This is a genomic window from Mycobacterium sp. NGS59, assembly GCF_059812345.1.
The window spans coordinates 142307-168106 of sequence record NZ_JCALCN010000003.1 but is presented as its reverse complement, the minus strand read 5'-3'; the positions used below and the strand labels follow the sequence as shown (position 1 = coordinate 168106).

The following is a 25800-nucleotide window of genomic DNA, read 5'->3' as shown; positions in this document are numbered from 1 at the left end:
GGCGTGCCGCATCATGAGGCACCAGCTCTCTCCGGGGTGCTCCGCCCCGGGTTAGCAGGATGCGATGACGTGAGTGTCCTGGCTCTCGGATCACCGCTCGCCTCGCCTTCCAGCCAATGGCCGTGGCTTGTGAGGGTCGCTCCCCGATGACAGTGGCGGGACCGCGCCGGATTCGCACCGGCTTCCTGCATCATCATCGCCGTACAGGCGACATTGTCGCACTTGAGTCGGCCGGCGGATCGCACTTCGCAGAATCAAAGTCACCCCCGCAGAGCACCTGTTCCCCCGACCATAAACCTGGCGGGAGAGCTAGGCGGGCAATTTGCCACAATCCTGCGAATAATTTGCATGTAGTTAGCCGCCGCTCGGTGCTGGTGTTCGGCGTAGCAGTATTGCCCGGGTCGGCAGCACGAGCGTTGCGACGGAGGAAAAGCGTGCGACGAGACAGCCCAGCGGGACCCGGGCGCCCCCCGGCGATCCTGCGGTCGGCTCGGACGACACTTGTCGCGTGCGCGCTACTGGCGGCGATCAGCGCACTGGCCGGCATGGCACCACTGTTCGTCGTCGTAGAGGTGAGCCGGCGTCTCCTCGCGGGGAACACCGACGTCTGGCCGATCGTCGTGGTGGCGGTCATCGCGCTGGCGGCAAAGCAATTGGGTGTCCTGGCCGCCGGGGTGATGACACATCTGGCCGACATCCGGGTGTCGTTCCGGATCCGTCGGGAGTTGCTGGCCAAGTTGAGCCGGGTGCCGCTTGGCTGGTTCGGCGAGCGCAACTCCGGGATCGTCAAGAAGGCCGTCGAGGACGACGTCGCGGCCCTGCATCGGCTCGTGGCCCATTCGATCGTGGAAGTCAGTGCGGCGGCGGTGCCGCCCGTAGTGGCCTTCGGGTACCTGTTCGTCCTGGACTGGCGGATGGCGCTGGCGACGCTGCTGCCGGTGTGCGCCGGGCTGGCGGCGTATCAGCGCGCGGCGGCCAGTGCGGGAACCAAGTATCCGGAGTACATGGACTGGTTGAGGCGGCTCAACAGCGCGGCCGTGGAGTTCGTGAACGGCATCGGCGTGGTGAAAGCCTTCGGCACGCCGGGCGCGGCAAGTCGTCGGTTCCAGGAAGTGTCCCGCGCGTTCGCACACTTCTTCCTCGACTGGGCCAAATCCACCAGCGTGGCCAGCGTCACGGCGGAAATCCTGCTGTCGCCGCCCAGCATCCTGCTCGCGGTCGCGACGACCGGCGGGATCTTGACCGCCAACGGCGACCTCCCGCTGCAGAACTTCATCGCATTCGCCGTCTTCGGCACCGTCATCACGTCGAACTGGATGACGTTGCTGATGTCGATACACCCGTTGGTCACCGGGTTGCAGGTGTCCCGCGAAATCCGGGAACTGCTTGGGACTGCGGAACTTCCGGTGCCGGACCGCCCGGCCGAACTCGATCCCGCGACACCGGGCCCGGTGGTGCGGCTGCGCGGGGTGCGCGTCACCTACGGCGACACGGTCGCCTTGGCCGGGATCGATCTCTGTCTGGAGCGCGGCACGATCACCGCGCTGGTGGGCCCGTCCGGTTCCGGAAAGTCCACCCTGGCCAAGCTGTTGCCGCGGTTCGACGATCCGTGCGAAGGGGCGGTCGAGCTGTACGGGGTCGACCTGCGCCGGATCGACCCCGCGACGTTGTATCGGCACGTCGCGTTTGTCTTTCAGGACCCACACCTGTTGTCGGCCATGAGTATTCGCGACAATATCCGGCTGGGCCGTCCCGACGCCGACGAGCAAGCCGTGCGGGAAGCCGCCCGCCGGGCGCAGATCTTGTCCAGGATCGAGACGTTGCCACGCGGATTCGATTCGGTGGTCGGCGAGGACGCTGCGCTCTCGGGTGGTGAACGGCAGCGCGTCTGTATCGCCCGCGCGATCCTGGCCGACCGCCCGATCCTGGTCCTCGACGAAGCCACCGCCAGCGCCGACCCGGAAAACGAGGCCCGGATCCAAGACGCGCTGAGCGCGGTCGCCGCGGACCGGACGGTGCTGGTGATCGCGCACCGGCTCAGCACCGTCCGAGGCGCCGACACCATCGTCGTCCTCGCCGGCGGCCGCATTGCCGAAACCGGTAGGCACCCGGAATTGTTGGGGCACAACGGAATCTATGCACAACTGTGGAGACGGGAACGCGAGGCAGAACGTGGTGTCGCCGAGCAGTTGGAGGCATGGCGATGAGCACGATCATCCGTTACCTGTTCGACCTGCTCGATGACCGCGGCCGCCGGCAGCTGCGCACCATGCTCGTCGTGCAAGCCGTGCAGGGAGTGCTGCAAGGTCTGGGTTTCCTGTTCGTGGTTCCGTTGCTCGGCGTCCTCTTCGAACGACCGGTGCGGGGGGGTGATCTGTGGTTCTGGATCGCGGCGATCTGCGTGACCGTGGTCGCCCATCACGGGTTGCTGGCCTGGAGCACTTCGCTGGGCTATCGCGTCGGCACCGACGTGCTGACCAATTTCCACGATCGGATCGGAAATCATCTGGCCGCCTTGCCGATCGGCTGGTTCGGCGCCGACCGGACCGGGCCGATCGGGCGTCTGGTCGCCAAGGATGCGACGGATCTCGCGGATTTCCCGGCGCACCTGCTGCGATATCTGGTCGTCGGCGTGAGTGCGCCGGTCACGCTGATTCTAGGTAGTTACCTGAGCGACTGGCGGATCGGGTTGGCATTGACGCTCGGTGCGGTGCTGTGTGTGCTGTCGTTGCGGATGTTCACGTCGGTCGTGCACCGCAACGACGACCAGTACGAGCACGACATCGGCGTCACCGCGTCCCGGATCGTCGAATACGCCCGGCTGCAACCCACGCTGCGCGCCTACGGCGTGTTGAGCCACCGCGAACTCGGCACGATCGAGGATTCCCTTGTCCGGCAACAACGCTCGCAATCCCGGCTCACGATCCGCGGAGCGTGGGGTCTGATCGGGTGCTTCGGCACCATGCAACTGGTCGTCACCGCGGTGGTGGCGCTGACTGTTGTTCTGACGCTGCGCGGCGACGTGGCCCTGCCCACCATGATCGGTCTGCTGATTATCACCCTGCGGATGATCGACCCGTTGTCTCAGCTCGGCGATCTTGCCGGCCATGTCCAGGTCACCGCCGACGCGATCGTCCGGGTGCGCGACTTGCTGACGGTGCGGCCGCTGCCCGAACCCGAGCAAGGTGCGGCACCTGCCGGCACCGGCATCGAATTGCGGGACGTCCGTTTCGGTTACGACGGTGTCGAGGTGATTCGCGGTGTGAACGCCCGCATTCCCGCCGGCAGCCTCACCGCGATCGTCGGGCCGTCCGGGGCCGGAAAGACCACGCTGCTGCGGTTGATCGGCCGCTTCTTCGACGTCGACGACGGCGGCATTTCGATCGGCGGCTGCGACGTGCGTGAACTGGGCACCGGTACGGTTGCCCACCTGACCGCACACGTCTTCGAAGACGCCTACCTCTTCGACGCCAGCATCGCCGACAACCTGCGGATGGCCGATCCGGAAGCCGGCGCGGCCGAGTTGGATCGCGTGGCGGCGATCGCGCGCCTGGACGAGGTGATCCTGCGGCTGCCCGGTGGCTGGGAGGCGCGCGTCGGCGAGGCGGGATCGGCACTGTCGGGCGGGGAACGCCAGCGGGTGGCTCTGGCGCGTGCGCTGCTGAAGAGCGCGCCCATCGTGCTGCTGGACGAGGCCACTGCCGCGCTCGACGCGGTCAACGAAGCCGCGGTCGCGGCGGCGATCCGGGAATTGGCTCGGGACCGGACAATCGTCGTTGTCGCACACCGGCTTTCGACGGTGATGGACGCCGACCAGATCCTGGTCCTCGAAGACGGGCGCATCACCGCGCGCGGCCGCCACGAGGAGTTGCTGTCCGCCGGCGGCACCTATGCCCGGTTCTGGGCGCAACGATTGCGCGCCCGCGGTTGGCAACTAACGCGGTGAGAGCCGGAACAGGTTGAACTTGTAAGTGTCGACCATCGCAGGCATCAGCCGGGCCAGGACCGGCATCCCGTAACGCCGTAGCGGGGGCCAGGTTTGGGCGACGGCCGGCTGGGGTTTGGCCAGTGTTCGCGTGTCGAGCAGTTCGAGACCCTCGATGTCGCCGGGGTCGTCACAGATCCATTGCAGCCGCGCCTTCACCTGCGCCAGCGACTTGTTGCGGTCCTGGTTGCCGACCATGCGTTCGCCCGCGGTGTCGAAAGCCAACTGCGCGCCCGGAAACCGTTGGGACAGTTCGGCAACAGCGCGACGCACCTCGTCGCCGTCGAGGTAGATCAACACGGCCTCGCTCAGGAACAGATAGGGTCCCGCAGCGGCGGCGACCGTGTCGAACCAGTCACTGTCGAGTACCGAACCGGCCAGCATCCGGTAGCGGTCGCTGTCGCGAAAAAACTTGCGGCGCAACGCGATGCTGTCGGGAAGGTCGATGTCGAACCAGTGGACGCTGCCGTTGTCGAGGCGGTCGAATCTGGTGTTCAGCCCGGTGCCCAGTTCGACGACGGTGCCCGCCGGGTGCTCGCGCAGGAATTGGGCCACCCAACCGTCGAAGATCGAGGATCGATACACCGATCCGGACAGCGACGATCCGCCGAATCCGCTGAAGTCGTAGTCGATCGCGGCGACCAGTTCGCGCGCCCGCTGGTCACCGAGCACCGGACGACGCGACGCCGCGTCGCACGCTCGCGCGTACAGCGGAATCAGCAGTGTCTCTTGGACGTCGCCCAGGTCGGGAGCGGTCTTACTCATCGCGCCGCCTTCCGTGAACGTTTCGTCGCGCCTACCGGAGGCTACCGCCCAGGGCGTGTCCGAGGAGGTCGAGGAACCCCGCGGCGGCACCGATCGGACCGATGCCGATGGCGGGGATCTCGATTCTGCCGCCGGCGAAGTCGTCGGGTGGGAAGAAGTCCAAATCCAGTCCCAGGGCGTTGAAAGCTGAGCCGCCGGTCCCGTGATACAGCGGTCCGCCGGGACCGTCGACTACCTGGCCGGGGCTGAACAATCCGCCGAAGGCGACGCTGAGGCCGCTGAGCTTTTCGGCACCGGCGGAGCCGCTTTCGACGAACGGGTTGAAGATCGGCGCCAGCGGGTCGAGGTTGAGGGTGGCGCCGTTGAAGAAGGCGTTGACGACGCCGGCGGGTGTGTCGATCAAGTGGCCGAGGGCGGCGGTCGCGTTGCCGTTGGTGAGGTCGGCGAAGATGCTGCCCGCGCTGTTCCACAGCGCCACACCCGGGCTGACGAACGGGCTGACCGCGCCGAGCAGCACACCGCTGAACGGGGACGAGGCGAAATTGAGCACGGTCGAGAGCAACAGACCGTCCGGACCCGACGGGATGTAGCCGTCGCCGAGCAGCCCGGTGTACACCTGGACGTGCGCATCGTCGACCGGGACGATTTCCGGGGGTATGACGGTCCCGTTGGTAGCGGTCGTGACGCCGCCCAGGGTGTGGCGGATGACCGCCTCCGCGACGTTCTGGGGTGAGCCGACCAAGAAGACCGATTGGGCCGCGGTCGTCAGGTTGCCGAAGAACGCCGCGGGGTTGGTCGTCAGCTGCCGCAACCCGGTCGCGGCACCGCCGGCGAAGGTACCCAGGCTCTCCCGGGATGCGTCGACCAGTGTCAAGGCATTTCGAGCAGTGGTGGTGAACGTCTGTCGCCACGGCGCGAGCGGGTCGATGCCGGCGACGGCCGCGGCGTTGGCGGCTTCGGCCGCGGCGTAGCTGCCGGCGCTCGCGCCGAGCAAGCTGACGAACTCGCTGTGGAAGGCTTGCGCCGTAACGCTGACGGCCTGAAACTCCCGGCCGAAGCTGCCGAACAAGGAAGAGATCGCCACCGAGATCTCGTCCTCGGCGGCCGCGGCGATCCCGGTGGTCGGACCCGACACGCTCGCGGCGGCATCGGACAGGGCCGACCCGAGACCTGCCAGGTGCTGAGTTGCGCCGTGCAGCAACTCCGTTGTTGCGGTCACAAACGACATGAGGCAGATCTCCTCGGCTACTCAGGACGGCAAGAGCGGGACTGCGAGTCTGCGTGTTCGGGATGTTCGAGCCGATTCTGACAACGAAGTAGCGCACCCCGGGTGGGGCCCAACTTCGAACTTGTCGCCAGCGCCACCCAGAAACCCGTCCTGCGCATGATTTGCATGTAGTAATTTGCACCCAGGGTTACCGCTTGTCAACTCTCGCGAGGCGCGTCGCGGGGTGTCGTGTGGTAGGGCTGAACGTGTCCGAAATCGGCCGGCTCGTCTGTCTTCGAGGCTGACCAGAGGAGTGCAACAGTGGCGTTCGCGGCGACGGGACCCCCGCAGTCGGCAACCGCGGTCGACCCCTCCGGACGGATGTCCAGCGCCCCCGGGGTGGCCCGACGCGCGAACGAGGTGATGGCCGACATTGCGGCGCGACGGCCCGATGCGGTCGCGCTTCGGATGGTCGACGCGACCGGATGCGACGTCTGGACATACCGGCGCCTGTGGGACCGTGTCCGGCGGATCCGCGACGGTGCATTCGCCGATCTCCCGGCCGGGTCACGGGTGGTGATGGCCCAAGCCGGTGACGCCGACTACGTGGCCGGGTTTCTGGCCGCAATGGACGCCGGGCTGGTACCGGTGCCGCTGTATCTGCCGACGGTCGACGCGCCCGAACGGTTTCTGCAGCGCGCCCGGCACATTCTGCGTGACTGCGCGCCCTCGGCCGTCTACACCAGCGCCGAACTCGTCGATGTGCTGACCGGCGATCCGCTGCTGGACGGGCTGGCGTTGCGGACTCCCGACTCCGCCGTCGACGCCCCGAGGCGCGCGCCCGGCGGACCCGGACGGGTCGCGTTCCTGCAGTACTCGTCCGGGTCCACCGGAGAGCCGAAGGGGATCATCAACACCCACGAGTCGATGCTGCATCAGCTCGACATCGCGCGGCTGCTGTGGAACCACCCCGAGGACATCCACACGGTCAGCTGGCTACCGCTGTACCACGATCTCGGCATCTTCTGGGGCACGCTGTTGGCGCTGGCCACCGGTGGGATCGCGACGCTGATCCCGCCGGTGGAATTCGTGCGCAACCCGCGCATCTGGTTGCAGACCGTCCACGAGGTGCGCGGAAACTGGATCGCCGCACCGGATTTCGGATACCGGCTGTGCCTGGAGGCGTTCGATGAAACGGCGATCGAGTCCCTCGACTTGTCCTGTCTGCGGTTGGCGGTCAGCGGCGCGGAGCCCGTCCGTGCCGCCACGTTGCGTGACTTCGCCGCCAAGTTTCGCCCGGCGGGCCTGCGCGATGACGTGCTGTCGCCCCAGTACGGACTCGCCGAGGCCGGTCTGGCCGTATCCGGGACACACCACCGCCGTCCATGGGTACAAGCCGATTTCGATGCCGAGCAACTGAACCGGGGCCGGGCGGTCGAGGTCACCGCGCCCGCGCCGGACCAGCGCACCCACACGCTGATCAGTTGCGGCAACAGCACATTGGGCTGGGAGGTGCGCATCGTCGACCCCGACCGCCGCGCGGTCCTGCCCGACGGCGCAGTCGGCGAAGTCTGGGTGAGTGGCACCGGACTGCCGGACGGCTACTGGCGCCGGCCGCGACAAACCGCGGAAACGTTCGGCGCCACCACCACCGACGGCCGCGGGCCATACCTGCGCACCGGTGACGCCGGATTCCGCAGCGGCGACGAACTGTACATCTGCGGACGCTACCGGGATCTGATCATCGTCGGTGGCGGCAACTACTTCCCGAACGACCTCGAGTCGACCGCCGAACAGGCGCGTTGCGGCATCGCGAGCGGCGGCGCCTGCGCCGTACAGCCCCAAGGCTCCGAGCACTGGTGGCTGGTGGCGGAAACCGACGTTCCCGCAGCAGATCTCGCAGATTTCAGCCGGGTGCTGCGACGCAGGATTCTCGCGGTGCACCAGACCGCCCCGGAGCGCATCATCTGGGTGCACCCCCGCGTCTTGCCCAGGACGACGTCGGGGAAGATCAGGCGCCGCAAGACGCTGGACATGCTTGACGCCGGCGAATTCGAGATCGTGCAAAAGCTTTCGGTGTCGTCGGAAGCCGAAAGTCCGGTGTCCGAATTGGCCGGGTTTGTGGCGGGATTGCTCGGTGTGCAGACCCTTGGCGCCGATGTCGATCTGATCGGGCTGGGGCTGACCTCGATGATGACCGCTCAGGTTGTCGAATGGGCGGCGACCCGGTCCCGGCAGCTGGACTTCGCCGCCCTGTACGCCGAACCGAAGTTGGGCAACTGGCAACGGATCTACGACACCGCCCCCACCTTGCCCCCGCCGCGATCTGCCGCATCCGACACCCTCGCTACCACGGCGCTGCAACGCGCCTACTGGATCGGCCGCGGCGCGCAGCAGCCCCTGGGCGGGGTCGGCTGCCAGACCTACTTCGAACTCAGCGGCGCGACCATCGACCCGGCCCGGCTCGACACCGCACTGACCGCACTGGCACGCCGGCATCCGATGCTGCGCAGCAGCTTTCCCGATGCCTCCCGATGCCGCATCGCGCCCGACATCATCCACCCACCACTGCGGGTACACGAACTCGCCGACGCCACGCAGCTGGCCGAGATCCGCGACCGATTGCGCAGCCACAAGTTCGACGTCGAGCGCGGAGACAACTGGCGGGTGGAACTGACCCGCCTGCCAGACGGGTGCATCCTGCACTTCGCCGTCGATCTCATCATCGCCGACCTGACCAGCATCGGTATTCTGTTGCGCGATCTGGCGGCCCTGTACCGCGGCGACGAATTGCCTTTTGTTCCTTTCGGTTTCGGTGTGTCAGCGTCGGCGCCGGCGTTGTCGGGTGCCGTCGATCCACTCCCGGAGGGCCCGCAGCTGCCCCGTGCCGGCGAACGCGCCATCTCCTTCCGCCGCCGGCAACACCTGGTGCCCGCCGACGAGATCGCGGCCCTCGACCGGGCCTGCGTGCGGCACGACGTGACCCGTGCCGCGGCGTTCCTGGCCGCCTATGCAACAGTGCTGGGACACTGGAGCGCCACCGACGACTTCCTGATCAACGTGACGACATTCGGTCGCCCCGCCGACATCCCGGATGTGGTCGGCGATTTCACCAAGACCCACCTCTACCGCACGGGGCCGGATCGACCGACCGCATTCGCCGCCGCCGCGCGAGGCGCCCAACACGGCCTGCGCGCGGCACTGCGCGCAGCCGAATCCACCGCACTGCTGGAGGCTCAGCTGCGGGCGGGAACCGGCCACAGCGGCCTGGCGCCCGTCGTGTTCACCTACGCCGCCGGCACCACCGTGCTGCGCCAAAGTGACATGGCGACATTGGGATCCGTCGGCGAAGTGACCTCGATGACTCCGCAGGTGATCATCGACAACCAGATCGGCGCGCTGGGCGGGGACCTGATCGTGTCGTGGGACTACCGCGCGGGCTGTTTCCCGCCCCATGTCGTCGACGACATGTTCGGCGCTTACGTCGACCTGCTTCGAAGTCTCGGCACCCGCGACTGGTCCGCGCGGGTCACCATCGATCTCCCGCAACGGTCCCGGCTGGTGCGTCGGCAACGCAACGCCACCGCCGCTCCGCGGCCACCTGGCCTGCTCTACGACGCTTTCCGGCGACAGGCCGAGCTGGATCCGGACCGGGTAGCATTGCGCTGGGCCGCAGAAGAATTCGACACAGACGGCGATCCGATCGCCCGCTCGTCCACCTACATGTCCTACGGTGCGCTCGACGAACAGGCACGACGGGTCGCCGGGGCGCTGGCCGTCCGGCATGCGCCCGGGGACGTCATCGGCATTCAATTACCCAAGGGCCCCGCCCAGGTGGTCGCCGTGCTCGGAGTGTTGATGGCCGGCTGCAGCTACCTACCGGTCGGTGTGGAGCAGCCCGCCGAGAGGTTCTCCCGGATCCGTTCGCTGTCGGGTATGTCGGGGCTGATTCGGTCCGAGGACATCGAGTCGATGCTCCGCTCCGCTCCGGTGCAGCCGGTTACCGTGCACCCGGACGACACGGCCTACGTCATCTACACATCGGGCTCCACCGGTGCACCCAAAGGCGTGCTGATCTCGCACGCGTCGGCGCTGAACACCATCGTCGACGTCAACCGCCGCAACAGGATCGGGGACACCGACACACTGCTTGCGGTGTCCGCGCTGGACTTCGACCTCAGTGTCTACGACATCTTCGGCCCGCTCAGCTGTGGCGCCGCCGTCGTGGTCATCTCGGAGAAGTCCCGCCGCGACGCGTTCCGCTGGAACGCGATGCTGACGGAATTCAATGTCACCGTGTGGAATTCCGTGCCCGCCCTACTCGACATGCTGCTGATCGCGGCGGGGGACCGCGCCGCGGCGATGCCCGGTTTACGGACGGTGTTGTTGTCCGGCGACTGGATCCCGCTGGACATGCCGGACCGGCTGCGCCGGGCGGCCCCGGATACGCGCCTGGTCGCGATGGGAGGTGCGACCGAGGCCTCGATCTGGTCGAACGAATTCGTCGTGTCCGACGTCGACCCCGACTGGGCTTCCGTACCTTACGGATATCCGTTGTCCAATCAGAGATTCCGGGTGGTCGACGAATCGGGTGGCGACAGACCCGACTACGTCGCAGGAGAATTGTGGATCGGCGGGGCGGGTCTCGCGCGGGGCTATCACCATGCGCCCGAAATGACCGCCGAGCGGTTCGTGGTGGACGAGGCGGGACAGCGCTGGTACCGCACCGGTGATCTTGGCTGCTATTGGCACGACGGCACATTGCAATTCCTGGGTCGCATAGACGCACAGGTCAAGATCAACGGCCACCGCGTGGAATGCGGCGAGATCGAGCACGTGCTGCGCGGATACCCGCAGATCGAGGCGGCCGCGGTGGTGCCGATTCACACCAACACCGCGCTGGGCGCCGTGCTGGTCTGCAGCGCCACCGAATTCACCGATGCGGAAGTGGCGGCGCTGCGCCGGTACCTCGCGTCCCAGCTGCCGCAGTACATGATCCCGAAGTCCTTCGTCTGCCGGGCCGCACTTCCCCTCAGCGACAACGGCAAGGTCGACCGGCGTTGCGCCGCACTGGAAGTCGAGACCTTCGCGGCGGTGTCGACCGACCCGACGGGCAGCGGGTTGAGCGTTGTCGAACAGCAGGTGGCAGACGTGTGGTCCGAGGTGCTGGGCACCCCGATCACCCGGCGCGACGACAACTTCTTCGCCCGCGGTGGCGACAGCCTGCGCGCCACCCAAGTCGCCGCGCAGCTGCGCCGACGAGGGGTGCTCGGCGCAGACGTGGGCCAGTTGCTCGGCCGGCAGACCCTCGGCGAGTTCAGCTCGATCTGTGTTCTCGGTGAACGGCCGATCCGAGATCACGTGGCGGTGAGCCGAAGCGAATTCCCGCTGACCCGACTGCAGCAGGCGTATGTGCTGGGCAGCGCCGGTCTCCGGGGGAGTACCCGCGCACCAACATCTTTCGCCGTCGTTCTGGAGACCGACCACGTCGAGCTGGACCGCTTCGCCGCCGCCGTCAGCCGCTGCGTCGACGAATTCGCGGTGCTGCGCTGCGCATTGGAGTCCGACACCAGCCAACGCGTACATACCGACGTCGGACCGGTGGCCCTGGTCACGGTCGCCGGGTCCGACCCGGACGCGTTGCTGCGCCACATGGCGGACGAGTCGTTCGATCCCCGGGCGGTCCCGGCGATCCGGAGTTACGCGCTGTCCGGCTCGTCGCGCCATGTCGGTCTGCTGGTCAACTACCTGAGCCTGGACGCCCGCAGCCTAGCCACCGTGATCGCGACGATCGTCGCCGACTATCAACAGGATCCGCGGCCGAGACCGGTCGATCCGTCCGTCGACGTCTTCGCGCGCTTCGTCACCGAAACCATGCCTGTCGCCGAGGGATTCAGCGCGCCGCCGGTGCTGCCGCTTACCGGCCGTGACCCCGCCACGCCGACCCGTTTCGAACGTCGCAGCTTCAACCTGCGCCCGCGGGAGTTCGCCGAGCTGCGTGATCAGGCAGCGCAACAGGGCGTGACCCCCACCGCGCTGATCTTCGAAGCGTTCACCGACGCGCTGCATTCGATCGGCGCGGGCGAGCAGTTCGCCGTTGTCGTCCCGGTCTCACACCGACCCGACTATGCGCCGACCGATCGCGAGGTGCTTGGCAACTTCACCCGATTGGCGCTGTGCGACACCGATTATCGCGTCGTTCAGCCGGGCTCGCCGGAAGCGGTAAGCACCGCGCAGCAACAGCTGTGGCGTGCGGTCGGCAACAGCACGGATGCCACCGGCCAGCTGGCCGCGCTGCGCTCGGCCGATTCGACCGGCTATCCGGTCGTGTTCACCAGCACGCTGGGCCTCATTCCGGCTGGGCGGGCGGAGCTGGTGAGTGTCCGCTCGTTGACCCAGACACCCGGGATCTGGTTGGACTGTCAGGTCGAGGACGACCAGGGTGGTGCCCGGATCAGCTGGGACATCGCGGCCGGTATGGTGGCCGATCAACCGCTGGCGGCGGCGTTTGCACATTTCGAGCGCGCGGTGCGCCGGCATGCCGGTCAGGTCGAAGAGACCGTCGCCGAATCCTGTTGGGCCGCTGCGGTGATTGCCGAGGCAGCGGGTCTGTGTGACTCTGAGCGGATCCGCCCGGAGTATGCGCAGCTGGTGCGACGCTGGCGGGAATACGCGCCGAACCCGGCGCACGACGTGCGGCGGGCGTCGCGGCGACTGGCCGACATCGTCACCGGAGCGGCGTCACCGCAGACGCTGATCGGCGACCCGCAACTCGCCCCCGAGGTGATGCTGCTGGCCGACGAGCGGCTGCAACGGGCCCTCGACGAGCTGACCGAACGCATCTTCGGGCATGCCCGCCGACTCGGCCGCCGGCTACGCCTCCTGGAAATCGGCTCCCGGACCGGTCTGATCACCCGACGAATCACAGCGTCGGTCGGTGCGGTCCTCGACGAATACTTTTGCTACGAACCGAATCCGGTGCTGGCCGAGATCGCTGCCGGCCGAGAACTGCAGACCGTGCCCGTCACGTCACCGAGCAGTGCGCCCGCCGTGGATGTCGTGCTCTGCTGCGGCTCGTTGCACCAACTGCCCGAACCCGCGACGATCCTCGATGCGCTCCCGGTGACCGAGGGCGGCTGGCTGTGGGTGGCCGAGGTCTGCGAAGTCACCCCGGCGACACTGGCCGGCGCCGCCGTGCTCAACCCGGCGCTGCTCACGCCGGGCTCGTTGCACGCCCCGGACCAGTGGTGGCGGTTCGTCGCCCAAAGCCGTTGGCGACCAACGCAAATGGTGCAGGACGGCCCGGGCCTGACGCTCGTCGCCGACCAGCAGCCGCGGCTGCCTCGACCGCAAGCCGCGGACCTTGCCCACCGGGCACAGCCAAGGGCCGTCACGAAGACCGTCACTGGCGCTGACGAAGCCGTGCTGGCCCAGATAGCCGGGGTCTGGCAGCGGCACTTGCACATCGCCGCGGCGCCCGCCGCCACCGACGACTTCTTCCTGCTCGGCGGCGACAGCCTGGTGGCGACCCGGGTCTATGCCGAGCTACGCGCCGCCGGGTTCACAAGTCTGGCCCTCGTCGACCTGTTCAACTACCCGGTACTCGGCGAACTCGCCGCGCACGCCGGCGTACCCGCAGCGCCGGAACCGGTGCGGCAGACACCCCGGCCCCAGGCCGACCAGGGTGCCGAGTTTCCGCTGACCGCCGTGCAGCGGGCATATCTGGCCGGACGGCAAGGCGGGTTCATGCTCAGCGGCGTAGCGGCGCACTGCTACTTCGAGTTCGAGACAACCGGGTTCGACCGGCCGAGATTCGACGCCGCCGCACGTCGACTTGTCGCGCACCACCCCGGACTGCGCACCACGGTGGCATCCGCGACGACGGCAATCGTGCACGCGGCGCCGATCGAACCCGTCGTGCACGACTACGACGACGTGCGGGCACGAATGCGTGACCAGGTGATCAACATCGCGACGCGACCCGGGATCGACTTCGGCGTGCAGGTGGGCGGCGACGGGCGCAGCATCGTGGGTATCAGCATGGACAACGTCATGCTCGACGGGACCAGCATGATGATCACGCTGGCGCAGCTGGATTATCTCTACCGCGGCGGCACCAGCGATCAATTGCCGGCGTTGAAGACGACTTTCGCCGACTACCTGCGCACCCATCCCGAGTTGTCGCCCGACGCGGACGAAACCGCGTTGCCGCAGCTGGCCGCAAGCCGTGACTACTGGCGGGCGCGGTTGCCGACGCTGCCGCCCGCGCCCCCCTTGGCGCCCATGTCGGTGCTCTTCGACGTCGGCACACCGGTGTTCGAACGAGTGGAAGCCGTTGTCGCCGCGCCGGACTGGCAGCGCATCGGTGCGGCTTGCCGGAGTGAAAAGGTCACCCCGGCCTCCTTCCTGCTGGCCAATTACGCCCGAGTGCTCGCGCAGTGGACGGCCACCACCCACTTCTGCGTCAACGTCACCTTGTTCGACCGCGACCCGGGTGTCCCCGGGATCGAGGACGTCATCGGTGACTTCACCTCGCTACTGCTGGTGGAATGCAATGTCGATGCGACCCTGTCGATCTGGGAGCAAGCTCGTCGGCTGCAGCGGCAACTGATCACCGATCTGTCGCACCGGGTTGCGGACGGAATATGGCTGCAGCGAGAACTGCTGCGCCACCACGGCCGGCCGTCGGACGCGGTCTTCCCGGTCGTGTTCACCAGTGGGCTGGGCCTGCTCGATACGGCCGCCGCATCGGGATTCGATTTCGGCGCAATGACATTCGGCCTCTCTCAGACACCGCAGACGGTGCTCGACTTCCAGATGTGGGAGAAGGCCGGATCGTTGGCGCTGTCGTGGGACTTCGTCACGCAGGCGATCCCCGCGGAGGTGGCACGGTGCAACCTCGAGGCGATGGTCAGCGCCATGGCCGCGGCCGTCGCCTGCGGCGCGTCGGCGCAGGACGACCCACGCGACGAATTCGACGAACGCGTGTTGACGATTTGCGCTGCGGCGCTGGGCAGGCCGCGGGTCGAGGCGCACGACAACTTCTTTCAGCTCGGTGGCGATTCGGTTGCCGCCACGCGAGTGGTCGAGCAGCTGAGCCGGGAGGTGGCCGGCACCGCGACGCTACGGTTGCTGTTCGAGCATCCGGTGATCGGGGACTTCGCCCGCAGTCTCAGGACGGCTCTGGCGGCGAGCGCGGCCGAGGCGGACTTCGAAGAGGGCGTGCTGTGAGCGTCGCCGAGCTGATCGACCGGGTGCGCAGCGTCGGCGTACAGCTCTGGGTCGACGGCGAGAACCTGCGTTTCCGGGCGCCCCAGGGCGTCCTCGGCGCGGATCTGAAGGCGCAACTGTCCGCGGCCAAAGCCGACGTCATCGCGGCGCTGACGAGCGAGACGGAAGTGGTTCGGGCGCCGCAGGACAGGTTCGAGCCGTTCCCGCTGACCGACGTGCAGGCGGCCTATGCGGTGGGCCGCACGTCGGCGTTCCGGTGGGGTGGTGTCGGCTGTCACGGCTATGCGGAGTTCACCGTGGACCGCAGTGTCGCGACACCGAGCGCCGAGTCCTATCGGACCGCGTGGCGCAAGGTCGTCGAGGCCCACGACATGTTGCGCTGCGTCGTGCACCCCGACGGTTACCAAGTCATCCAGCCGGACCTGACCGACGGCATCGCCATCCGGGAGAGCACCGACAGTCGGCACATCGCCGGCGAACGCGCCCGTGTCGCCGACGAACTCGCGCAGCGCACCTACCCGCTGGGCGACGGCCCGATGTATGACGTCGTGGTCACGATCGGTCCGGAAGACACCGTGCTGCACGTGTCGGTGGACCTGTTGATCGCCGACTTCGTCAGCATCTTCCTCTTGATGACCGACTTCGGGCACTGTCTGCTGGACCCGGAATACACTCCCCCCGCAGCAGGTTTCAGCTTCCGCGACTACCTGCTCAATGTGATCCGCTACCGTGAGTCGGCCGCCGGATCGCACCGGCGGCAACGAGACCTGGACTACTGGCGGGCCCGGCTCGACCAGCTGCCGCCGCCGATTACGTTGCCGCTGTTGCCGTCCGCGCCCGAGGCCGAAGTAGCGCCGAGCTTTACGCGACGGTCGATGCGGTTGCCGGCAGACGAATTCGCTGCCTTCACCCGGCACGCGACAGCACACGGCGGCACCGCCAGCGTCGCGATCGCCGCCGCGTTCAGCTCGGTGCTGGGCCGCTACGGTGACCGCGACCACTTCTCGCTGACCCTGACGACCATGACTCGTCAGCTCTTCACCCCCGAGGTCGGCCGACTGGTCGGGGATTTCACCGGCACCAGCATGCTGGAAGTCGACGTCGGCGGGCAGCGCACGTTCGCCGACTTGCTGCGCGTGATCGGCGGTCGGTTGTTCGACGATATGGATCATGCCGGTGTCAGCGGGGTGGACGTCGCGCGCATGCTGGCGCACGGTGACGAAACCCGCGGCGAACTCTCGCCCGTCGTGCTCACCTCCACGCTGGGTGCCGGCGTGAGCGCCGAATCGTCGTTCCTGCGTCCCATACCGGGCCGGGGACTGAGCCAGACCCCCCAAGTGCTGTTGGATTGCCAGGTTTTCGCGCTCGACGGTGCGTGTGAGATCAACTGGGACACCCGCGACGACGGGATCGCCCCCGAGGTGCTCGACCGCGCGTTCGCCGACTTTCGCGCCGTGCTGGAAACCCTGAGCACCGACCCGCCGGCCTGGGACCGGCCGGTGCTGCCCGCAACCGCGCCGGCGCCCACCTCGGTGCGGGCTGCGCCGAACGCCTTGCTGCACTCGGGGTTTCTGCAGCACGCGGCCCGGACGCCGCAGGCGGTGGCGATCAGGCACGGGGATCAGTCCACCACCTATGCGCAATTGCTGGCCGCCGCTTCGTCGGTCGCCGCCGAGTTGTCGGCGGCCGGTGTGGACTCCGGTGATCATGTCGCAATCCGCTTGCCGGAAGGGCGAACTCAGGTGGCGGCGATCCTGGGCACCATGCTGGCCGGCGCCGCCTACGTCCCGCTGGACGTGACGTGGCCGGAGCGCCGGATCGCGCAGCTCAGCGAACAGTGTTCACCCGCTGTGGTGTGCGAACCCGGCGGACCGATCGAGCGGTTGCTGGCCGACCCGGCAGCCTGGCTGGCCCGGACGGCGCCACCACCGGATCGGGCGCAACCGGACGACACGGCCTACGTCATCTTCACGTCGGGATCGACCGGAATTCCCAAGGGCGTCATGGTGAGTCACCGAGCCGCACTCAACACCGTGGCCGACGTCAACGATCGACTGGGCATCTGCGTGACCGATGCGGTGCTCGCCGTGTCGCAGCACACCTTCGACCTGTCCGTCTACAACATCTTCGGGATATTGGCCGCCGGGGGCACCCTGGTGTTCGCGGCCGGCGGTAACGATCCGCAGGCCTGGCTCGACGCGATCTCGGCACACGGTGTCACCGTGTGGAATTCGGTTCCCGCGCAGATGCAACTGCTACTGGACCACGTCGACCGGCGGGCGACGTTGCCGTCGCTGCGCCACGTCATGCTGTCGGGGGACTGGATCCCGGTGTCCCAGCCCAAACAGATCGCCGCGTTGGCGCCGCGGGCGTCGATGCTCAGCCTCGGCGGGGCGACCGAGGCGGCGATCTGGTCGATCTGCCACCCGATGCAGGCACGACGGTACGCGCGCAGCGTCCCGTACGGTACCGCGATGCGCAACCAGAGTGTGCACGTGCTGACCCACCGAGGCGAGCCGGCCGCACCCTGGCAGGTCGGTGAGATACACATCGGCGGAACGGGTCTCGCGCAGGGTTACCTCAGCGATCCCTCCCGCACCGCGACAGCGTTCATCACACACCCGGTCAGCGGCGAGCGACTGTACCGGACCGGCGACTACGGCAGGCTCATCGACGACGGCGTGATCGAACTGCTCGGCCGTCGCGACAACCAGGTCAAGATTCGCGGCCACCGCATCGAACTGGCGGAGGTGGACTCGGCGCTGTGCAACCTGCCGGGAGTGCGGACCGCGTTGAGCGCGGCGCTCGGTCAGGCACCGCAGGATCGGATCCTCGCGGCCGCAGTGGTCCCCGACGCCGCGGCAGACGACGAGTTGTCCGAACGCCGTTGCCTCGCAGCGGCGATCCGGCGCGACATGGAGAAGGCACACCACCACCAGCTCGCCGACCTGGACACCGGGGCGATCCTGCGGTTCGCTGCGTCAGCCCGGGCGGCCGCACTGGACAGCATGTGCGCGGTGCTGGCCACCGCAATGAGCCCGCGCGAACGGGTCCCCGTCGACGAACTGGCGCGCCGGCTCTCGGTGCCCGACCGGTTGCAGCGGCTGTTCCAACGCTGGCTGGATGCGCTCGTCGACGAGAGGCGGGTGACGCGACACCCGGGATTCATCCTGGAACTCGAAGATTTCCACGAACTTTCGGACTGCGCCGTGGCCTGGCAGCGGGCACGCGAGTTGGGTGCGGCCGTGGACTACGGCGACGACCTGCTCGCATATGTGGGCGAATGCGTCGAGAACCTTCCCGGGTTGCTCGCCGGCACCGTCGATCCGCTCGGGTTGCTGTTTCGCGAGGGGACGGTTGACACCGCGACGGCCGCCTACCGCGACAACCTGCTCAGCCGGTACACCAACAGCCTGGTCGTGTCCGGCGTCGCAAGCCGCGCGAGCCGAGCAATGCCGGAGCGACCGTTGCGGGTACTGGAAGTCGGGGCCGGTGTCGGCGGCACCAGCGCGGGACTGGTGACCGCGCTCGCGCCCTACCCCGTGCGCTACACCTTCACCGACGTGTCGAACTTCTTCCTCGTCCGCGCCCGCCAGCAGTTCGCCGAGCACGACTTCATCGACTACCGGATGCTCGACGTCAACCACTCGGCCGCAGAGCAGGGCTTTCCGCCCGGTTCGTTCGACGTCATCGTCGCTGCCAACGTGCTGCACAACGCGACAAACATCGACGCCACACTCAACCGGCTGGACCTGCTCCTGGCACCCGGGGGAGCGCTGGTCTTCATCGACGCCACAGCGGTCAACCACCCGCTGATGATCTCGATGGAATTCAAGGAGGGCCTGCACGGCTTCACCGACGCGCGAGCCGGGACCAACGCCGCGTTTCTGTCATACACGCAGTGGCGCAACGCTCTCGAACGGTCGCCGTTCGGCGACGTGCAGACCTTCCCGCCCCCGGAACACCCGCTTGGCTGGCTGGGCCAACACGTCTTCTGGTGCGATACCGCCTCCACCGCTCACGCGCTGCGGACGGCGGACGTGACCCAGCGGGCAAGGCAGGTGCTGCCGAGTTACCTGGTGCCGCAACAGATCATCTGCCTACCCGCATTGCCGCTCACCGCCAACGGAAAGATCGACCGGACGGCGGTGACGGCAGAACTCGAGACCCTTCGATCCGCGGGTCGCGCCGGTGGACTGGCGACTGCGGGACGACCAGAAGACCTGGACGGCATGCAATCTCGCATCGCCGAGATCTGGGGATCGGTGCTCGGACTGGAACGTCAAGCTCTGACGCCGGCCTCGGACTTCTTCCTCTTGGGCGGTGACTCACTGCTGATGGCGCAGGCGATCGCCCGGATCCGTCGCGAGGTCCCCGAAGCCGCCGGGTTGGCCTGGGACGACCTGCTGCGCGCGATGGTCTCCGACTCCACCCTCGCCGCGGCCGCCGACGCGGTACGCGCACCGCGTTCGGCGCCGAGCCCGCCGGAGCAGCCGTCGCGCGTCTCGCCCCTGGTTTACCTCGGTGCGGGCCAAGGACTCCTCCGCGGTGCCGAGCTGGTGGTGTGCGTGCACGACGGCAGCGGGGGACTGGCCCCCTACCATCATCTGATTCCACACCTGAGCGCGGCCGGTATCATCGATTTGTATGGGCTGCAACGGGTTCCGGGGGACGGTTACTGCAGGATCGAACCTGCGGAGTTGTTCACCACGTTAGCCGCGCGATACTGCGCGCCGATCGTCGCGTTGGCACCCCGCAAGGTCCATCTGCTCGGCTACTGCATGGGGGGTCTGCTGGCCGCCGAGATAGCCAAGTGCCTGGAGGAGTCGGGCATCGACGTCGGCCCCGTGACCGTGGTCAGCTCCTACCGCGTCCCGATGGACGTCGAGGACGATGACGTCCTCGATTACTGTTTTGCGCAAATCCTCGGCGTGGCACCGGAAGTCCTCGGCCTGCAAGTCGACGACGACGCGGTCCGCGGCGCATTCGCCCGCGCCCGCGCCCGCTACGTCGACGTGATACCAGCCGGCGCCCTGCGCAGCGTCGCCGAACCCGTGCTCGCTGAATGCCTGCAGCGCAGCGCGCAAGCCGGTGACCCGAGGCTCGAGCTGCTGGCCGAATCCGGCGTGCTGGGTGAGTCCTGGGACGTCGAGTCTCTGCGCGAACTGCGCACGAGCTTCGTGCACAGCCTGCGGGCCGTCGTGCACGGAGCGGCCGAGCCGTTCCTCGGCGACATCCATTTCCTGCGGCAGCGCGGCGACATCCATTTCCTGCCGACACTGCAGGAAGACATGACCGCGTTCTGGGCGGATTACTGCCTGGGCGAGCTGACCATCAGCGACATCGACGGCGACCACTTCGATTGTCTCACTGGCGACAACGCGCGGTCCGTCGCCGCGATGTTGGTGGACTCGTGGACGCCCGGCCCGTGAAACGGGTCCTGCTGTTCGGCAGTACCGGCGCGGTCGGCCGCAGTTGCCTGGAGGTCCTGAAGCGGGACAGTGACACATCGGTGCTGCTTGCCGGTCGAGACGAGGGACGGCTGCGCGAGGCGGGATCCGATGTCGACACGGCCGTGGTCGACCTCACTGACCTGTCGGCGGTGGCGGATGTCGTCGCGGGGTGCGATGTCGTGATCAACTGCGCCGGGCCGTCACGACAACTCAGCGCTCAGGTGGCCGCTGTCGCCGTCGCAGCCGGGGTGCCCTACGTCGACCCGGGTGGTGACTCAGCGCTGCTCGACCGGCTCACGACGGCAACGGTTCCCATCCTCCTGCAGACCGGTGTGCAGCCCGGGTTGTCCGGATTGTTGTTGCGGTTGCTCGACGGGCGACAACCGGTCACCGTCTGGTGCGGCGGACTGCAACCGCTGACCGAGGCGTCGGTGCTCGAATATCTGGCCAGCCTGCACGACACGGACAGCCACCCCGGCGCCGCACTCTGCGACGGGGCGGTCCGCCGGATCGGCCGTAGCGACTGCGAGCCCGCCCCAGCGCGGTTCTTCCCGGGATCGGCCAGCGTCCACCCGCATCTGGATGCCGAAACAATGGCCGTGGCAGCGCATCTCGACATGGGCAATCTGTGTTGGCTCAACGTGTTCGACGGGGCGCACACCACGCGTGCGATGCAGTTACTGGCCCTGGACAACCAACAATCATGCGGCCCGGCGGAGGTGCTGTCGGCGGCCAGATTGGATCTGTTCGGGCGCCGACCGTATTTCGCGATCGTCGCGACCGCGGGCCCGACCACCGTCGCCTTCAGCTGTCCGGACAGCTACCGCGTGACGGGTGCGCTGACAGCATTCGCAGCCCTGCGGGTCGCGGACATGCCGGCGGGTGCCCGCGCGTTCTGGCGCATCGAGGAGCCCTGGCAGGCACTGAATTTCATGATCGACGCCGTGCCGCAGGCGGAATTGACATCGGCCGGGGCGCCGCCGCTGATCGAGGAGGGTTGCCTGTGACGCAGCGGCCGCGAGCACTCGTCGTCGGAGCGACTTTCGGTGCGGTCTACGCCGAAGCCTTGACGGCGCCGAGTTCACCGGTCGAGCTGATCGGCTTGGTGGCCAACGGCTCTGGGGCCTCCGCACGAGTGGCGGACGGCCTGGGACTGCGTCTGTATACGGATCTGGACAGTCTGCCGCCGGTCGACGTCGCGTTCGTGGTGGTGCGCGCCGGTGTGGTGGGCGGCGACGGCACCCGGATCAGTGCGCAATTGCTCACCCGAGGCATCCACGTCATGCAGGAACAACCGGTGCACGCCGACGAGATGCTGTCGCTGCTGCGGGTCGCCAAAGCGCACTCGACGACCTACGCCGTCAACGACTTCTACAGCCGCATCGCACCGATGCGCCAATTCATCGCCGCCGCACAGCGTCTCGACGGGCTGTCGCCCATCCGCTACGTGCATGCCCGATCGTCGGTTCACGTCGCCTATCCGCTGTTCACCCTCCTGAGCACCTTCCTCGGCCCGCTCACTCCGGCACGGATCACGGTGCCGCAACCCACGGAAGGCCCGCCCAGCGCCTTCGTCGCGGGCCGCGTCGTCCTCGGCGACGTCACAGTGGACGTGCTGATCCAGAACGAACTGTGCGCCGATGACCCCGACAACTACGCGCGGTTGATGCATACCATCACCGCCGGGTCCGATGCCGGCGAACTGGTCCTGGCCCATACCCATGGATCCACCCACTGGCATCGACGCCCGCATGCCGACGCGGGCGGGGCCGAGGTGCCGATCGCCCAACTCGTCGGCACCGCATACCAGCCCACCGCCGCGTGGGTGCGAAACGAGTTGTGGCCGGACGCAATCCGGCTGGCGGCGACTGACTTCGTCGAGTCGATCCAGCGTTCTCGCGGCCTGATCTCGCAGCGCTTCATTCGCGCGGCCCGGTTGTGGTCGGACTTCACCTCCGCCATCGGACCCGCTGCCGCACTGGATCCGACGCCACCGCGAGAGATCACGGCGTCGGAGTTGACGGCCCCGTGACGGTGCCGTCGACGCTCACAGCGCGCGTTCGCGCCCGATCCGCGCCAGATCGATTCCGTAAACCCGTCGCGCCACCGGCAATTGGGCCAACGCCGCGGCCACGAGAATGACGCCCGCCACCACCACTGGCGTGGTCGCGCGCATCTCGAGTCTCAGGTGGTAACCCAGACTGTGATAGGTGGACAGCAGGCCGTCGGCGAGCAGCGCGCCGCCGACCACTCCGAACGGGACCGCGAGTAAAGCGAGGCTGAAATTCTCCGCGGCGATCAGCCGGGACAACATGCCGGCACCCATCCCTTGGGCATGCAACGCTCCGAGCTCGCCGAGTCGCTCGGATATGTTGGCGGACATGGCGTTGTACAACAGCGCGGCCGCCATGACGGCCGCGAAGACGAGCATGATGCTGACCAGGGTGTCGTAGAGACTGAAGGCTTTCCGCATGGTCGATGCCAGCGATGTCGTCGAACGGTACGCGACGACTCCGGGTACCGCGGCCATCCGGTCCCCGAATGAGCGCTGGTCGGCACCGGGCTTGAGTTTGACCAGCACGCCGTTGACCGGAAGTCGATCGGCTTGTGCTCGTAGCCGATTCAGCGAGATGTAGACGACGGGTGAGAACGGCTCGTCGACGAATCCCGCTACCCGCTCGGTGAATCGCAGCCCGTACTGCGGGACCGCGATGTCGATGCGGTCGCCGAGGGAGGTGGACAACAGGTCGCGCAAACCGACCCCCAGCAGAACGCCTTCTTGCGGCAGCCGGTCGGCCCCGGATTCCGCCGGGAACGTGTGCATCTGGGGCTGCGGCGCCAGCCCGATCAGCTGGGTTTCGTAACGGTGTGCGCCGGCGGTGACCGTGACGCCGTGCGCGCTGTAAGGCTCCGCGGCGGTCACCTCGGGGTCCGTGCGCAGCCCGTCCACCACCGCATCGGTCGGCCCGGACAGCACGACTTCCCCGTCCTGCTTGGCGATTTGACCGAACTGCCGATTGACCATGCCGGGCAGGGTGTCGCGCATGCCGGCGAACACCATCACCAAGACGACCGCGACGGCAACACCCGTTACGGTGAGCACCGTCCGCCGACGGTTCCGACCGATGGCCCGCAACATCATTCGCCACCGCGCCGGTATCCGTCCCAGTAAAAGGCGTGAGCCGATCCTGATCCTGGGACCGCGCTGCAACGGTGGGGCTACCCGCATGGCTTCGGCGGGTGACATCCGCGCGGCCGCACGGGCCGGTGCCGACGCGGCCAGCAGCGCGACGGCGCATGCGGCGACGGCAGCGACCAGGTAGGTCACCGGCTGGATCGCGGTGAGACGCATCGGCAGCGCTATGGCAGTCGTGTACTTCGACGTAATCCACTGTGCCAACAGGTAACCGCCGAGCAGCCCGGGCGGCACGCCGATCGCCGCACATGCCACCCCGTAGGCCAGATAGTGCCGGCGCACGGCGCCCGCGGACAGGCCGTTGGCGATCAGGGTTCCGATGACGCCCCGCTGTGCGGCGACGATGCGGAAGAGCAGCACATAGGTGCCCAGCGCGACAGCCGCGAGGAACAACCACGGCAGTATCCCGGCGAGGCTGCCGAACTGCATGACGTCGTCGCGCAATGTGTGAAAGGACGGCTGATCCTCGCGTGCGACGAACTGCAGCCCGGCGTCTCCGGCAAGCCGGCGCACCGACTCGGTCAGGGCTGCGGCAGTCGAGCGGTCACGTGCGTAGACGGCCAACTGAGAGGTGGCATTCGGCAGCACGCGCTGCAATTCCTGGTCGGGCAGAAACACCACACCGAAATCCTCCGGAGTGGTGAGCACTTCCTGGGCCGAGCGCGCCGGCCACAGATATTCGGTCGACAACCCGGTGCCCGAGACGGTAAAGCGCTGCCAGCCTTGACTTCCCAGCAACTCGACGGTTCCCCCCGGATCGAGGTGATAGTGGTCGGCCAGATGCTGCTCGACCAGCACATGCCCGTCGCGAGGCAGTGCACCCGCCCGCACGTCGAGCAGCGACACGCTCGGCTGCTTCGCCTCGGGTACCCCGACGGCGCGGCCGTAGAGCGCGTGCCGGTTCACCCGGATCCCGACGTCGGCTTGATGGCGCGCCTCGACCAGCGGGCCGCCCGGCAGTGCGGCGACGGTATCGCGCAGGTGGAAGGCCCCCGGTCCGGACAGGACCGCGTCCGGCAGTCGTTGACTGGAATAGGACCGGTCGAAGGATTGATCGAGATTGCGGTAACTGTCGGTGGCGGCGACGAATACGGCCACACCGATTGCCATCACGACGGCGATAGCGGCGAATCGCCATCGTTCCCGCCACACGTCCCGGAGCAGTTTGCGGCGCAGGGCGCTGCTCACCAGTCCAAGTCCGTTGCGTCCACCGCGTTTTCGACGATCTCTGTCTTGCTGATCGCGCCCGCGTGTAACCACAGCACCCGGTCGGCCATGCGCGCGATCTCGGAGTTGTGGGTCACCACGATGACTGTCTGCCCACCGCCACGGGCCAGGTCGCCCAGCGCACCCAGGACGTGTCGCCCGGTGACCAGATCCAGGCTTCCGGTGGGTTCGTCGCACAACAGCAGCGGGGGTTGTTTGACGATGGCCCGGGCGATGGCCACCCGCTGTTGCTGACCGCCGGAAAGCTGGGCGGGAAAGCGGTCTGCAACGTCTCCGACACCCACCCGTTCCAGCGCGGCGCGACTGCGCGAGGGGGCGTCGGGCCCGGTCAGTTCGGCGAGTAGTTCGACGTTCTCCCGCGCGGTCAAGGTGGGCACCAGGTTGAAGAACTGGAAGACGAACCCGACCTGGTCGCGGCGGTACCGGGTGCGCGACTTGCGGTTCAGGCTTGCGACATCGGCGCCGTCGACCTCGACCTGACCCTGCGTCGGCTGGTCGATTCCGCCAATGATGTTGAGCAGGGTCGTCTTTCCGGACCCGGACGGCCCGAGCAGCACCACGAATTCACCGGCCCGGATTTCCAGGTTCACCCCGTGCAGGGCAACGACCCGGGTGGGCTCGGCGCCGTAGGTCTTGCCGACATCGGTCAGCCGCAACGCGAACGGTCTGGCAGAACTGCGCGCCGCGGGTGCGTCGCCGACGTCTGACCCAGCGCTCATCTGCTCACTATGGCATC

The 25800-nt window shown here is 67.8% G+C and carries 10 protein-coding genes and 1 riboswitch; of the genes, 6 read left to right on the top strand and 4 right to left on the bottom strand.

Annotation, left to right across the window (positions count from 1 at the left end; genetic code table 11):
- Window positions 1-51 precede the first annotated feature (51 nt).
- Window positions 52-231: riboswitch (cobalamin riboswitch) on the bottom strand.
- A gap of 203 nt (window positions 232-434) precedes the next feature.
- Window positions 435-2207, top strand: a complete 1773-nt coding sequence (locus tag AC5Y46_RS05835) for an ABC transporter ATP-binding protein (RefSeq protein ID WP_499990367.1) — start codon at window positions 435-437, stop codon at window positions 2205-2207.
- A complete protein-coding gene (locus AC5Y46_RS05830; RefSeq protein WP_499990364.1) occupies window positions 2204-3946 on the top strand; it encodes an ABC transporter ATP-binding protein in 1743 nt (580 codons plus the stop codon). Before AC5Y46_RS05835 ends, AC5Y46_RS05830 begins: the two co-directional genes overlap by 4 nt.
- Here AC5Y46_RS05830 and AC5Y46_RS05825 read toward each other — a convergent pair.
- A complete protein-coding gene (locus tag AC5Y46_RS05825; protein WP_499990363.1) occupies window positions 3935-4750 on the bottom strand; it encodes a class I SAM-dependent methyltransferase in 816 nt (271 codons plus the stop codon). The two genes, AC5Y46_RS05830 and AC5Y46_RS05825, sit on opposite strands and share 12 nt — an antisense overlap.
- A gap of 31 nt (window positions 4751-4781) precedes the next feature.
- Window positions 4782-5978 (bottom strand): outer membrane porin GjpA, encoded by a 1197-nt coding sequence (gene gjpA, locus AC5Y46_RS05820; RefSeq protein WP_499990362.1) that lies wholly within the window; start codon window positions 5976-5978, stop codon window positions 4782-4784.
- A 300-nt stretch (window positions 5979-6278) separates the two neighbouring features.
- Between gjpA and AC5Y46_RS05815 the strand changes: the two genes are divergently transcribed.
- The 4 genes from AC5Y46_RS05815 to AC5Y46_RS05800 are packed head-to-tail and all read left to right on the top strand — an operon-like array spanning window position 6279 to window position 22673.
- Window positions 6279-15188 carry an amino acid adenylation domain-containing protein gene (locus AC5Y46_RS05815; protein ID WP_499990360.1) on the top strand — a complete coding sequence of 2970 codons (8910 nt, stop codon included), beginning with the start codon at window positions 6279-6281 and terminating at the stop codon, window positions 15186-15188.
- Window positions 15185-20620 carry a non-ribosomal peptide synthetase gene (locus AC5Y46_RS05810; RefSeq protein ID WP_499990359.1) on the top strand — a complete coding sequence of 1812 codons (5436 nt, stop codon included), beginning with the start codon at window positions 15185-15187 and terminating at the stop codon, window positions 20618-20620. Before AC5Y46_RS05815 ends, AC5Y46_RS05810 begins: the two co-directional genes overlap by 4 nt.
- Window positions 20602-21648 (top strand): saccharopine dehydrogenase NADP-binding domain-containing protein, encoded by a 1047-nt coding sequence (locus AC5Y46_RS05805; RefSeq protein ID WP_499990358.1) that lies wholly within the window; start codon window positions 20602-20604, stop codon window positions 21646-21648. The genes AC5Y46_RS05810 and AC5Y46_RS05805 overlap by 19 nt, the downstream gene beginning before the upstream one ends.
- The gene (locus AC5Y46_RS05800) at window positions 21645-22673 is read left to right on the top strand and encodes a Gfo/Idh/MocA family oxidoreductase (protein WP_499990355.1); all 1029 of its coding nucleotides are present in this window, start codon (window positions 21645-21647) and stop codon (window positions 22671-22673) included. The genes AC5Y46_RS05805 and AC5Y46_RS05800 overlap by 4 nt, the downstream gene beginning before the upstream one ends.
- 15 nt (window positions 22674-22688) lie before the next feature.
- Here the strand turns inward: AC5Y46_RS05800 and AC5Y46_RS05795 are convergent, their stop codons facing one another.
- Window positions 22689-25025, bottom strand: coding sequence for an ABC transporter permease (locus AC5Y46_RS05795; protein ID WP_499990353.1), 2337 nt, complete (start codon window positions 25023-25025; stop codon window positions 22689-22691).
- On the bottom strand, window positions 25022-25783 hold the full coding sequence (locus tag AC5Y46_RS05790) for an ABC transporter ATP-binding protein (RefSeq protein WP_499990351.1): 762 nt from the start codon (window positions 25781-25783) through the stop codon (window positions 25022-25024). The genes AC5Y46_RS05795 and AC5Y46_RS05790 overlap by 4 nt, the downstream gene beginning before the upstream one ends.
- Between the last annotated feature and the right edge of the window lie 17 nt (window positions 25784-25800).

What these genes read in the sequence shown, in the direction of transcription:
- AC5Y46_RS05830 (WP_499990364.1), top strand. Translation starts at nt 2,204, where the DNA reads ATGAGCACGATCATCCGTTACCTGTTCGACCTGCTCGATGACCGCGGC.
- AC5Y46_RS05825 (WP_499990363.1), bottom strand. Translation starts at nt 4,750, where the DNA reads ATGAGTAAGACCGCTCCCGACCTGGGCGACGTCCAAGAGACACTGCTG.
- gjpA (WP_499990362.1), bottom strand. Translation starts at nt 5,978, where the DNA reads ATGTCGTTTGTGACCGCAACAACGGAGTTGCTGCACGGCGCAACTCAG.
- AC5Y46_RS05790 (WP_499990351.1), bottom strand. Translation starts at nt 25,783, where the DNA reads ATGAGCGCTGGGTCAGACGTCGGCGACGCACCCGCGGCGCGCAGTTCT.